The following is a 13,381-nucleotide window of genomic DNA, read 5'->3' as shown; positions in this document are numbered from 1 at the left end:
TCGGTTCATAGAGTTGATGATTTAACTCCACATACAGCCACCGTATGATACCCCCGCGATACGGGTCCTTCTAGTACGCGAAGATCCTCAAACTTGAATTGTTCCATGATCGGGAGCAATTCACTTTGGATCATTTTCTTGATGGCACCCCAGTCTTCTCCGTCCTTTCCATCGCAAAGCGTAATCAAGACGGTACCTCCAGGAGACAGCACCCTTTCGATTTCCTTCAATGATTTGGACAGGTCCTCCCAGAAGTAAACAGAATGGATGCTGAACACGAATGTGAATTCTTCATTAGGGATGGGCATTTCTTCAACGCTTCCGTGAACTAGTGCCATCTGGTTTTGTCTGATGGCTTTTTTATTACGCACAGCCGCTGATTGGAGAAGGGTTTCTGACACATCCAATCCGGTGACATTGTGGCCGCCATTCAACGAAGCGATCTGTTTCATCGCAAATCCTGCCCCGCATCCAATCTCAAGAATCCGTTCGTTTTCCTGAAGCTGGAGGTTTCCAATGGTCCACAGCGTTTCAGGCTTATGCTGGCGAATCATCTTCTCCCCGATGAACCATCCGAGAACCCCGGCAGGCCGGCTATACTGGGTGTCCATAAGGTTCTGTAATTTTGCTTTCACATTCATAAAACGCCCTCCTTTTATTTATTGTGTATTTCCACTATAATTTTCTTATCACTATTAAACAATCCTATATTACTTATAGTTACTATAATATATTTTTATAATGGGAGTGGTTATATTGGAAATCAATCAGCTGATTGCGTTTGAGCTTGTGGCAAGGCTAGGTTCATATAGTAAAGCTTCGAGATACCTGGATGTATCACAGCCTACTGTCAGTTTACGGGTCAAAGAGTTAGAGAAAGATGTTGGGGGATATCTGTTTGTAAGGGCAGGGAAACAGATGGAGTTGACGGATTTGGGTAAAGGGTTCCTTCCCTATGCGAGGCAGGCTCTCGAAGTGTTACATAAAGGGAAAGAAAGGGCCCTGTCGATAAAGGAAGGGAAAAGAGGGGAAATCACGATCGGAACCCTTCCGACATTTACATCGGGACATTTCACGTCGATCATCAAGGAAATGTACACTGCATTTCCCGATATCCAGATCGCCATCCACACCGGCCATAACCAACAAATCATCGACATGCTTTATGATGGAACCATTAGAATGGGGATGATCACTTCTCCATTTTTTAATAAAGATCTGAAAAAGCTTTATAGTATTAAAGAACCTCTGATCTTCGTTGCCCGCTGTGATCAGCCATTAAGCGGGATGGAGGTTGGGAGTTATAGGGTAGAAGACATTTTTGAAACAAGCAAACCATACATCTTGACGGATTGGAGCGAGGAGAGCAAGCACTGGCAACGAACCCATATGTCATTCGGGAGTGACACCATCGAATTGCCTCCTGCTACAGCACTGGAGTTTGTCCAGAACTACAGTGGAACAGCGCTCCTTACAGAGTCCATGGTATCCGAGCCTATAGAAAAAGGAACATTGGTGAAGCTGGAACCAAATGATATGCCTGCTCTCTACAGGGAAGTCGCTTTAGTGAGCCTGGGTAGCGAACAGTCCCTGCCTCCTGCTGCCCGGCGCTTTTTAGAAACAGTAAGGTCCGGTTCATGGGGACAGGTATAGAGCGGGTGCCATCCCCGCTCTGCCGTTATGTATCTAATTCTTCAAACAACCCAACCGAATTACCATACGGATCGCTAAACGAACACCAGGCAGCGGGAACGCCTTCCCGGGTTTGGACTTCCTCTATTGTCGTATTCAATGATTCTATCAATCTCTTACGTTCAGAATGGATGTCTTGAACGCCTAATCGTAATGGACCATTCCCCACTGTAGGCTCTCCTTTTGCCACTTGCAGCCAGGTATCTTTCACGATTTCCCACTCGGCAAAATTTTCATGTGGGATAAAGTCAGGGTCGCGGTTGAAAAGTGTTTTGTACCAACCAAGCCCTTCTTCGTAATCTGTAACTCGAACTTGAAAGGTGACTCCTGTATAGTTCTTCATTCTTTTTCCTCCTTTTTTGTGATTACATCTTAATGGTATCGGAGTGATGAAAGACCGTATTGTAAAAATCGGACACTTGAAGCTGAGAAGGACTTTTTCCTGTCCGCTTCTTGAAATCCTTTATGGAATGGGATTGATCAAAGTATCCATCAGCAAGATTCGTGCTGTTAGGATGGCGCACCCACTCTTTCAAGATGGATTGAAATCGAATGATTTGACTGAACTTCTTGGGGCTCAACCCGATGCGTTCTTCAAACAGGCGATTCATCGTTCTGGTACTGATCACTTCTTTTCGTGCGATTTCCTCGACGGTCAATGTCCCACATCCTGATACAATAGTAGAAAGAATAGCAGGAAGCGAGGCATCCTGTCTGAATGACAAAGAATCTTTCAACGCTTCAGAGAATATGACATCACAACATGCAATCATCTCGGTTACATGATTTGTCTGTAGCAATTGGTCTTTAAGTTTCCCCATCAAAGATTGGTTTAAGTGATTCAAATCAGTCATCGAACGAGCGGTATCCTTCGCCTTCTCCCTTATAAAGTAAGCAGAGCTCCCCGGATAAAAACGGATGCCAAAAGTGATTTTATGAGGATGATGTTGTTCAGTCGCGTGAAAATATTCATCAAACATTCCGTAGTACGTTACCGAACTGGTTTGGCTCAGACGATCGTATTCAAATAGGATATCGGTACAGCCATCTGGAATGATGTCGTACGAATACCGGGGGACCTGCATCTTATAGGGGGAAGCTAGCCAGTAGCAGCAAATGTAGGGGCGGAGAAACGGTGCCGGTTGGAATTCCTTATATTTCGTATAGGGGCTCGGCATAATCGTTGGCCGAAAAAAATCAAAACGTGTCATCGCTTTCCCTTCTTCCTTTCCATTCGTCTACTAGAGTACATTCAAGTAAACGCTCCATTCTCCTGCCATATCTTTCACACATCATGGCATCTTTCCACCCCGTTAAGAATAAAGTGGAAACAAAAAGGGTGGTCTGGTTTATGAACAATGTTCACGAGTTGTGCACGGAATTCGGTAAGATTCTGAATGGGAAAGCAAAGCTGAAGAATGGTGTATGTTCCGTATCCATCGATAGAAATCTGTATGTGACGATTCAAGGACGGCTAAGCAGAGGGGAGCTAAAGGCGGGGTTCTCATTCGAGTCACTGGATCAAGAAGGCCGTGCATTAAATCTTGGGGAGGTTGTCCTGTTGGAAGAAGAGATTCAGTCATTCTCGAAAGTGCTGATCAAAAGAGGATTGCTCGTCAGCGCTCTACATAATCATTGGCTCTTCACCCATCCTGATATTATGTACATCCATTTTCAATCCGTTGAGCCTCCTCTACAGTTTGCCCATAAAGCGGCCGAGGCACTTTCCGTTCTGGAAAATTGAAGCGTTCTCCCCGCCATTTCTCTTCCATTCCAATTTACTCCTAATATTTCGAAACTTTTTTTGTTCTTAAGACGTATAAATGACTAGAACAACCGTTTGATGAGCCGGCTCACAACGGTGTGGCATAGGGTCTGGAGTAGATGACGATCTGCCATAAATGGATTCTATGAAAATAAAAGGAAAGTTAACAGAATAATTGAAACTATTCTGATTCGGCATCCGTCTAATGAATAGTGTATAAGATAAAATACCCAAATTAACGATACAGACAAATCAGACTGGGGGAAATAGGAATGTGGGAACAAAAGCTGATCCAAACAAACCGGGGGATTTTTGAAATCTTTGAAGCAGGTAACGGGGAACCGTTATGCGTGACGCACCTTTATAGTGAATTTAACGAGAGCGGGTATCATTTCGCTGATCGATTTGTCGAGGACTTTAAAGTGTACTTGGTGAATCTGAAAGAAACAGGGAATTCCACTGAAGTGACACATGAAGACGAGCTGAGCATGAGTGAGACAAGCAAAGATTTAGAAGCGATCCGCCAAGTTCTCGGATATGAACACTGGAACTTTGCCGGACATTCAACCGGTGGGATGCTCGGGCTGCACTATGCCGCTCATCATCCGGAGTCTGTCAAACGATTGGTTGTAGGTGGAGCTTCCGCAACAAATGAATATATGGAGCATCAGGACAGTATATACTGCGACAAGAATCCGGAAAATGACCGTTTGAAGGAAATCGTTTCCGTCTTTTATTCTGAAGAGGCAACGAAAGAAGAGCGCCGGCAGGCAGGAAAGGCGTGGACGGAAATGTCCTTGTATGATCCGGAAAGATACGATGAATACTTCGGCAAGCCAAGCAGTGGAAAAGTGGTTAAAAAACGCCTGGACTATTATTCTAAGACGGAACTTCCTGAGTATGATATTCGAGAAACCATTTCGGAAATTACCACTCCGACAATCATATTCTGCGGGAGGCACGATGCGCAATGCCCGTTTGTGTTTTCTGAAGAAATCTTTCATTTAGTACCAAATTCAACCTTTTATATTTTCGAAAATAGCAATCATTCTCCTCATGTCGAGGAACAAGAGAAATTCAATGACATGGTGAAGGATTTCAGCTGTTTGGTGTAGTTCTCCATATGAGCACACAAGAGGTTTCAAATGGATAAGCGGGTTCAATTTGACTTTGAAATCGATTTTACCAATGGCGGTGGTATTCAAGGACAGGAGTTCCGTCTTGATATTGACGGGGATGACATCTCTGATCAAGAACTGGCCAAGTACATCGGGGAAGATATGAGATAACTGATATTGGGAGAAGTAAGAATACTAAATAAGAAGATCATCCAAGAGAGGCATAAACGGATGGTTAAAAAGAGAATGGGATAAATTAGAAGAGGTGCATTTCTTACCGGAAATGCACCTTTCCTATTTTAAATAAAGGGTAACATGGTATTTAAGTAGAATGTCATTAACTTAGAATGATATATCTGTATAAGCAAGGAAAGATTGTTTATCATCTCTGTGAAAGAGGGGAATTGTATGCTGGAAATTTATTTAACCCGTCACGGTGCAACGGAATGGAATGTAGAAAATCGTCTGCAGGGCTCTCTTAATTCCGACTTAACTGAAAGGGGAGTCAGAAGCGCGGCCGCTTTGGGAAGGCGTCTGTCAGACATTGAATTCACCGGAATATACGTAAGCCCAAGTAAGCGGGCGTTAGAGACAACAAAATTGATAGTATCCGATGAATCCTCATTCACGATTATAGACGATTTGAATGAAATATCATTTGGAGACTGGGAAGGAAAAACCAGGGAAGAAATAGAGTTGAAAGGAAAGGAGGAATACGATAACTTCTGGAACCGGCCACACAAATATAATCATCTGCACCACAACGGAGAGTCATTGGCGGCTTTTAAACAACGGGTAGCAGTCGCCATGGGACGAATTCTTTCAGAAAATCCAGAAGGACGTATACTGATTGTGACACATGGTGTTGTCATCCGTGCGCTCATGGCATTCTTCTGGAATATCCCTCCTGAGAAAATGTGGGATCCGCCCATTATTCACGGTACAAGTCTGTCCATCGTTCGCTTTGACGGTAACCATTTTGAGAAGGTGATGTTAGGGGATACGATCCACATGAAGTGAACAGGATTGTCAATGGAGAAAGGTTCATTTTTAGGTTAAAAGGACTATTAAATTTACTTTAGTAGACGTTTGAACAGACAACTTCTCCCCCTTCTTAATATGATGATAAAGATCATATCATTTAAAGGAGGTTTTTTCTGTGGCATTTCCCAGTAATTCACAGTATACCCCTGTTTTAGTGGGAGGGACGCCCGTATTTGATGTCTTAGGAGATGAAAGTCCGGTTTCAACAGACATTGTGGGGAATTCAACTTTTCCTGCAGGTTTCTTTGCGTACGACGGAACGAATGTATATTTCCGATTAAGACTGAACGGGGATCCCCGGAATAATCAATTAACAGGTTTCAGGAATTTCGCATGGGGGGTTTTGATTAATACAACCGGTGTCGCCGGGACATACGATTGGCTTTTTAACGTGGATGGATTGAATAACCGAGTGAGTCTGATTCAAAACACGGTGAAACTGGTCAATTCGTGGAATGACCCTGCTGAGGGGACGGGCGGAGGGAACCCAAACTTTTCCCAAGCAATCACCAACTTTGACTATGCAAGGGTTACGCTGGCAGATTCGAGTATTGGAGGCAATCAGGATTATTTCCTTGATTGGTTCTTGCCGGCAAACACTGTTTTTTCTTTTCTAGGTATAAATGAAGCATCTCCTTTGCGAGCCATTTACTTCACTTCTGCCAATGCAAATAATTATAACAAGGATTCACTACGGGAAGACGAAGAATTTTCGTTTGCGAATGCCTTAAGTGACCCCGTCACGCCAAGTCAGGCCGACATCAGGGCGAGGCTTTCGACCAACAAGGTAAGGAATTCCGGACCACAGTCAGTTCTCCTTGGTCAGCAGGCAACATGGACAGGTACCGTAACTGTGACGAATACGGGCCTTTCACAGGCCACCACGATCTTTCTCGATGACATCATCGGTCCGGATCAGGTTACCGGATTTGTCGTGAATTCCACATCACAAGGGCTCACTACGTATAACTCAGCTACTAAATTACTGACCTGGAACGTCGGAAACCTGAATCCAGGTGCCACCGCTACTCTAACATTCTCTCTGAGCGGTGCCTATACAACCAGCGGATCGAGAAACTTAGATAGGGTACAGGCATCAGGTGTGGATTCATCGACGGGTAAACCCATTCAATCCAACACTTCCGTGGTGACGATCACCGTACAACAAAGTGCTACGGTTAATGGGACCATCACGGATCAAACAACCGGGTTGGTACTTCCGAACGCTACCGTTTCCCTTCTGCAGGGAATGAGCGTCATTGCCACCACACAAACGAATACAAGCGGTTTTTATTCGTTTACAAATGTCGTGCCTGGAAACTATACGGTTCAGGCTTCATTAACGAATTACGTGACGGGAAGCGTGAATGTGACGGCAGCGGCAGGGGCTTCGACAACGGGCAATATTGCCCTCGTACCTCAGCCAAGTACCATAACAGGAAACGTTTCGAATGGTGGTGCCATTAATAATGCGACCGTTCAGCTTCTGAATAATTCCGGTACGGTGGTGGATACCACGACCACCAACATAGCCGGTAATTATTCCTTCACTAATGTGACACCTGGACTCTATAACGTTTCTGTTGTGGCCGCAGGGTTTCAATCTCAGACAAAAGCGGTGATGACAGAACCGAATCAGGCGTCTGTAGTCAATTTCACGCTTGTTGCGAATCCCGGTGCAATATCCGGTACAGTCCGTGATGCCTCCACTACTAATGCAATCCCATTTGCCAATTTAGAGCTCCTGGACTCCAATGGGGTGCTCATTGCTTCCACCACGGCTGACGGAAGTGGTCAATATACCTTCAATAATTTAGCACCTGGAACGTATCAGGTCAGGTCCTTTGCTGCTAACTATAGTTCCACGACGGTCTCTTCGATTGTAACCGCCGGAAATACCACCATTACGAACCTCTTCCTCGACCCCAATCCAGGATCCATACAAGGGACGGTCATTGACGCTGACACCATGACGGCTATTTCTGGCGCATCCGTTCAGGCTATCAATAGTCAAAATGTGGTTGTAGCGAGTACCACAACGAATGGAAGTGGGCAATATTCCTTCACGAGTCTCACTCCCGGTTCGTATTCTCTCTTATTTATAGCAAGTGGCTATGCGACTCAAACACTCGGTGCTGTCGTCATATCAAGCACTGTCACCATTGTAGATGCTGCATTATCAAGGCTCGCTGGTGCGTTAACTGGTACCGTTCAGGATCCTAATGCTGTAGCAATTCCCGGGGCAACAGTAACAGTCTTCCAGAACAATATCCCGATAAGTTCGGTGGTAACAGATGCAAATGGGCAGTATATGGTGTCCGGACTCCCTCCTGGAAGTTACACCCTTGTCGTAAGTGCACCGAATTATACGACGGAAACGGTTGCGGCGATGATTGAAAATGGTCAGACCACTACAGTGAATGTTACCTTAAATGTAGATCCCGGTACATTGACCGGATTTGTAAGAGATTCCAATAATAATCCGATTGCAGGTGGAAGTGTCACTGTGGAGATCAGTACAGGAACAGGCATCATCGTTGCCACCACTGTGACCGCACCTGATGGCTCTTATACGGTTCCGAACCTTGCCCCTGGGAATTATACAGTAGTAGCGGCAGCAACCAATTATCAAACAGCCGCTCAGGGCGTCACGATTTCATCCAATGCCACTAGCATTGTCAACTTTAATCTAGCATCCGACCCCGGTTCTATTGCAGGGAATGTAACCAATGCCCAAACCGGAACACCGATCATCGGTGCCAACGTACAGGTGCGGGTGGTGGATTCCAGTGGGGCGATTATCGCAACGGTCCTAACCGACAATAACGGTCAATATGTGGTGAATGGGCTGGCACCTGGAATATATACAGTGGTTGTATCCGCAATGAACTTCCAGACCAACGCTGCATCTGTGCAGGTATCGTCCAACCAAACCGCTGATGGTAGTGTTGCCCTGGAGCCTGATCCCGGAAGGATTACAGGAACCGTTGTGGACAGTCCGGGAGGCAACCCTATTGCAGGAGCAAGCGTGAATATTATCAACAGCTCTGGAAATTTGATTACGACCGTACTGACAGATTCAAATGGGGTTTTCATGGTAGAAGGGCTCGCACCGGATAACTATACAGTGAACGTATTTGCTGCCAATTATCAGAACGGTACAGTCGGCGCACTCGTTTCTTCAGGTCAAACTACCCCTGTTTCTGTGTCGTTGCTTCCAAACCCGGGTTCCATTACCGGAACGGTTACTCCTCTCGTACCAGATACCGTTATTCAATTAAGAGATGTAAACAACGTCCTGATCGATTCTGTCGTCGTTAATCAAGATGGGACGTTCTCGTTCAATAACTTGACACCAGGCACATACACAGTGTCAGCATCAGCGCCAAACTACTCCATAGCTCAGGCAGGGGTATCGGTTTTGGCAAACCAAACATCTACCGTCGCTTTAGCACTCACACCAAATCCTGGTTCTATATCCGGACTCGTGACAGATAATGTAGGAACTCCAATCGGGAATGCTGTCGTTCAAGTGTTTGATCAAAATAATATCCTGATTGGTACTGGTTTTACTGACGCATCTGGTCACTATGTCATAGGAAATCTTCCGAGCGGGTCTTTCACTGTGGTGGCGGATGCACCTGGGTTTGGTCAGGTGATCACCGGAATCAGTCTGGGAGTGGGGGAAGATTTAACCGGCGTCAATATTTCATTGATTCCGAATCCCGGAAGTATCAATGGCCAGATCACCAATCTGACGACTGGCGATGCCATTCCCGGTGCAACGGTAGTCATTATCGACGGGATCTCCCAAATCCCTGTAGCAACGACAACGACATCCGTTTTCGGAAACTATTCTGTCAGTGGGCTGGCTCCCGGATCCTATATCGTCTCGGCCTCGAAAGTGGATTTTACGACAGAGCAAATTGGAGCCATCGTCCAAAGTGACTCATCGACGATAGCGAATCTGGCTTTAAATGAGAATCCTGGTACGCTTACAGGAAATGTGGAAGATACAAACGGAAATCCAATTACAGGCAATAACATTCAAATCTCTGTGTTTAACGAAAATAATGTGCTCGTTGTCAGCTTCTTTGCGAACTCTGATGGGACATATTCAGTGCCTTCACTTGCACCAGGGACGTATTTCGTTACAGCTACAGCCCCGAATTACTCGTCGTCCACCGTATCGGCGATCATTCAATCCAATCAAACCACCACCATTACCAACGTGTTAGCCGCAAATCCTGTGACCCTTTCAGTGCAGGTATTGATTCAGAATACCTCTACTCCTATAGAAGGATCGACCGTCACCATTCGGCATTCCAACAACATCACGATTGCCACCGGTATTACGGATGCGAACGGAAATGTCATCTTCACCTCATTGCCGGCAGGTACACTGAATATTACAGCGGATGCAGCCACATTTGGGACAGATACGAAGTCTGTTATCGGGGGACCTGGAGACATTCTCTTTGCTGAACTCAGTCTTTCTCCGAATCCTGGACAGATTCAAGGTTTCATTACCAATCTTGCAAACGGAAACCCTATCCCCAACGCCGTCATCCAACTTTATGATGTCACGAATATACTCGTCCAAACTACATTATCCAATCAAAATGGGGAGTACACGTTTGCTGGAGTCACCCCTGGAGTATATACTGTCGTGGCCAATGCAGCCGAATTTGGTCCGGAGACAGCGGGAGCAATCGTCACATCTGATCAAACCAGCTTCTTGAGCTTTGCCTTACGTCCAAACCCGGGAATCGTTCAAGGTTTCGTAAGGGACTCGGTTACGCTTGCTCCAATAGCCGGTGCAACGGTAGTCGTCCGTGAACTTTCCGGTACCGGTCCGATCATTTTCACCACCATCACCGATTCAAATGGATTCTTCCAGACGACCACTCTTTCTCCTTTGGTGTATGTACTGGTGGGAAGCAGTCCGAGTTACGGGGCTTCTGCTGTTTCGGCCGAAGTCATGAGTGGAGGAGTCACCAATGTTGAAATTCTTCTCACACCGAATCCGGGTTCATTAACAGGGACGGTCAGAGATGCGCAAACCCTACAACCTTTATCGGATACCCTGGTCAGGGTCATTGACAGTCAGGGTACCGTTATCGCCACCGTACACACGGATGTGAACGGGGAGTATGTCATTCCTGGTCTGGCAGAAGGAAGCTATACCGTTGCGGCGATCAATACGGGTTATCAGGCATTGCTCCAGCAGGTCAATATCCAACCCAACACCACCACCGTACTGGACTTTAATCTCCTGGCTAACCCTGCCATCCTCAGTGGAAATGTAGTGGATGCGGTTACAGGTTCTCCTTTGACTGGAGTCATCATTGAAGTTTATGCAAGTGGTACAGGTGTATTAGTGAGGAGGGTCCTTACGGATGAAAACGGTAATTATTTGATAGAAGGTTTGCCTCAGGGAGCGTTTGATGTCATTGCCCAACTTGAAGGATACGCCATCAATGTAAATAATGTCTTCTTAGCACCTGGTCAAGCTGAGGTACTTGATATTGCCCTTACGCCGTTTCCTGCAACGATTCAAGGGACGATACTAGATGCCGTTACTATGAATCCGATCAGCGGAGCACTTGTCAAAGTGGTGATACCAAATACAGATATTGTTGTTGCAAGCGCCCTGACATCGAGCGATGGAACGTATTTCATCGGTAACTTGCCAACCGGCAGCTACAGTGTAGTCATTTCTGCCGACGGCTATGGAACAGTAATCACCCCCGTCATCCTTATCCCAAATGGGACAGAAACGGTCAATGCAGCCTTAGAACCAAATCCTGCTGGAATGACAGGTACTGTCTTCAATGCACAAACTGCGACTGGAATTCAAGGGGCACTTGTAAGGATCTTTAACTCAGACGGTGTGTTTATTACCAGCACCCTGACGGATGAAAATGGAGCCTATGTGATTACCGGGTTAGCAGAAGGTCAATATACGGCCGTAGCAAGCGCAGATGGGTTTGGAGACCAAATAGCGGTTGTGACATTGTCACCAGGTGAAACGGAAATTGTTAACTTCAGTCTTTCGAACCTACAAGCGGTTCTTAGGGGAACAGTTCGGGACAGAGCAAACAATCAGCCTATACAAGCAGCACTTGTTCAAGTATTCAGGGTAGGGACCACACTGCCGGTAGCTTCTGTTCTCACCGATAGCTCAGGGGAGTACCTGATCACCGGACTAGATCCCCGTGAGTACCGGGTGGTCTTCTCTGCGGAGGGTTATACGAGTGAAGTGTTCAGGATTTTCCTGACGAATGGAGAAACGAGGACTCTCGATGTAGAACTTGGACGCCAGCCTGCCACGCTGACAGGCACGGTTACGGATGCCGGGACGGGAACGCCAATTCTGGGGGCAGCGGTCGTAACCGTCATCAGTGGATCAGGAATTGTTGTGGCATCTACATTAACCGATCAAGAGGGAAGGTATATTCTAACCGGGCTTCCTGCAGGTGATTACAATGTCATATTCTCCGCAGAGGGATATGTAAGCCAGACAATCCCTATCACCCTTCGTCCAGGGGAAACGGCGGTTCTTAATGCAGCACTAGAATCAAACCCGGCCACGATCATGGGAAATGTCAGGGATGCCGGCACTCTGGCAGCCATAGATAATGCCCTTATCCAAGCCTTTACAACCGATGGACGGTTACTGGGTGTGACACTTACGGATATGGATGGGAACTATACGCTTTCGGGGCTCCCTGGTGGAGAGGTGGTCATCGTTGTGAGAGCGAGAGGCTATCAAAGTCAGTTCCAAACGGTCACGCTCATCAGGGGAACCACAAGGACCCTCAACTTCCTGCTGGAAGACAATCCTGCAAGCGTCAGGGGATATGTAACAGATATCCAAACGGGGGAACCGATTTCTCAGGTGCTGGTTCAAATCTTTCCGATTGGATCACAGGTGCCCATTCGCTCAACGTTAACCGATCCCAACGGATTCTATATCTTGTTAGGACTGCCTCCTGGGAATTTCATCATCAGGTTTACGGCACCGGGATACCCGGTGAAAGAGGTGCGCATCAATCTACAAGAAGGGGAGGATCGGGTGCTGAATGTTCAGTTAGGAGAAGTACTCCCTCCACCATCAAATTTGAGACCTGAATGCATCGCAGTAGAAAAAGTATATGATTGGGTCATTGCTACCCATAACGCAACGCAACCTATTTGGTTATCCGAAGGTTGTAGTGAGCTGGTCGATGAACTCCTGAATAGGGGAGAAGGTATACAGGTATCATGTCAGTTAACCCCTGCCGGATGTTCGGTCATCGGGTTTGAAAGAGGGACACCGGGATATGTGGAGGTGCGTGGCCAAGCAACACTTCAATTGACCATCCAATCCAGAGTAATTGAAGCAGAAACCTGCACGATGGAAATACCGGTCTTCTTTGATAAAAAGATCGCATGTTGTTTACCTGAAGGAATCGATCCTGAGAATGTGAAATGCTCCATCATCGATATCAAATGTGGGGAAAAACAAGGAACCCTCACCCAGGAACAGGTCAACATTCAATTCATCGCATGCCTGGAAATTGAAATTCTTCACCCGGTTATACTGGAAGTACTTGGTTCATTCTGTAGTCCAAGAACAACGGTGGAAATGGTAGAAGAAGAGGATGACATGTGTTACTAAAAAAAGAGGTGTTCTCCGAGAGAGAGCACCTCTTTTTATATTTGTTTTATTCGAAACCAGGGTCAAATGGATAAACTTTGATGCTCGTCCATTTTCTAA

Annotated in this window: 8 protein-coding genes and 1 pseudogene; 6 read left to right on the top strand and 3 right to left on the bottom strand. The window is 46.2% G+C overall.

Annotated features, from left to right (window positions below):
- Positions 1-5 precede the first annotated feature (5 nt).
- Positions 6-641 (bottom strand): class I SAM-dependent methyltransferase, encoded by a 636-nt coding sequence (locus tag M1J35_RS19295; RefSeq protein ID WP_254651989.1) that lies wholly within the window; start codon positions 639-641, stop codon positions 6-8.
- Positions 642-756: 115 nt separating this feature from the next.
- On the opposite strand from M1J35_RS19295, the gene M1J35_RS19290 reads away from it, so the two are divergent.
- The gene (locus tag M1J35_RS19290; protein WP_254651988.1) at positions 757-1,653 is read left to right on the top strand and encodes a LysR family transcriptional regulator; all 897 of its coding nucleotides are present in this window, start codon (positions 757-759) and stop codon (positions 1,651-1,653) included.
- A gap of 25 nt (positions 1,654-1,678) precedes the next feature.
- Here the strand turns inward: M1J35_RS19290 and M1J35_RS19285 are convergent, their stop codons facing one another.
- On the bottom strand, positions 1,679-2,035 hold the full coding sequence (locus M1J35_RS19285; RefSeq protein ID WP_224519293.1) for a VOC family protein: 357 nt from the start codon (positions 2,033-2,035) through the stop codon (positions 1,679-1,681).
- 22 nt (positions 2,036-2,057) lie between these two features.
- A complete protein-coding gene (locus tag M1J35_RS19280) occupies positions 2,058-2,903 on the bottom strand; it encodes a helix-turn-helix domain-containing protein (protein ID WP_254651987.1) in 846 nt (281 codons plus the stop codon).
- A 140-nt stretch (positions 2,904-3,043) separates the two neighbouring features.
- Here M1J35_RS19280 and M1J35_RS19275 point away from each other — a divergent pair, with 140 nt between their 5' ends.
- The 5 genes and pseudogenes from M1J35_RS19275 (at position 3,044) to M1J35_RS19255 (ending at position 13,282) form a co-directional block, all read left to right on the top strand.
- Entirely contained in the window at positions 3,044-3,436 is a 393-nt protein-coding gene (locus M1J35_RS19275; protein ID WP_224519295.1) for a DUF1259 domain-containing protein, read from the top strand.
- A gap of 293 nt (positions 3,437-3,729) precedes the next feature.
- Entirely contained in the window at positions 3,730-4,572 is an 843-nt protein-coding gene (locus tag M1J35_RS19270) for an alpha/beta fold hydrolase (protein WP_224519296.1), read from the top strand.
- A 30-nt stretch (positions 4,573-4,602) separates the two neighbouring features.
- A pseudogene (locus M1J35_RS22860) lies at positions 4,603-4,830 on the top strand (cyclase).
- 153 nt (positions 4,831-4,983) lie between these two features.
- Positions 4,984-5,595: a histidine phosphatase family protein gene (locus M1J35_RS19260; protein WP_254651985.1), complete on the top strand. Its 612-nt coding sequence runs from the start codon at positions 4,984-4,986 to the stop codon at positions 5,593-5,595.
- Between the two features lie 139 nt (positions 5,596-5,734).
- Positions 5,735-13,282 (top strand): carboxypeptidase regulatory-like domain-containing protein, encoded by a 7,548-nt coding sequence (locus tag M1J35_RS19255; RefSeq protein ID WP_254651984.1) that lies wholly within the window; start codon positions 5,735-5,737, stop codon positions 13,280-13,282.
- Positions 13,283-13,381: the final 99 nt, after the last annotated feature.

It is taken from the genome of Rossellomorea sp. KS-H15a (assembly GCF_024195245.1).
GTDB classification, from domain to species: domain Bacteria; phylum Bacillota; class Bacilli; order Bacillales; family Bacillaceae_B; genus Rossellomorea; species Rossellomorea vietnamensis.
Note: the sequence above shows the minus strand (reverse complement) of the source record. Positions and strands in the feature narration are given on the sequence as shown.

Coding starts and splice junctions, on each gene's coding strand:
- M1J35_RS19295 (WP_254651989.1), bottom strand. CDS start 641: ATGAATGTGAAAGCAAAATTACAGAACCTTATGGACACCCAGTATAGC.
- M1J35_RS19270 (WP_224519296.1), top strand. CDS start 3,730: ATGTGGGAACAAAAGCTGATCCAAACAAACCGGGGGATTTTTGAAATC.
- M1J35_RS19280 (WP_254651987.1), bottom strand. CDS start 2,903: ATGACACGTTTTGATTTTTTTCGGCCAACGATTATGCCGAGCCCCTAT.
- M1J35_RS19260 (WP_254651985.1), top strand. CDS start 4,984: ATGCTGGAAATTTATTTAACCCGTCACGGTGCAACGGAATGGAATGTA.
- M1J35_RS19275 (WP_224519295.1), top strand. CDS start 3,044: ATGAACAATGTTCACGAGTTGTGCACGGAATTCGGTAAGATTCTGAAT.
- M1J35_RS19285 (WP_224519293.1), bottom strand. CDS start 2,035: ATGAAGAACTATACAGGAGTCACCTTTCAAGTTCGAGTTACAGATTAC.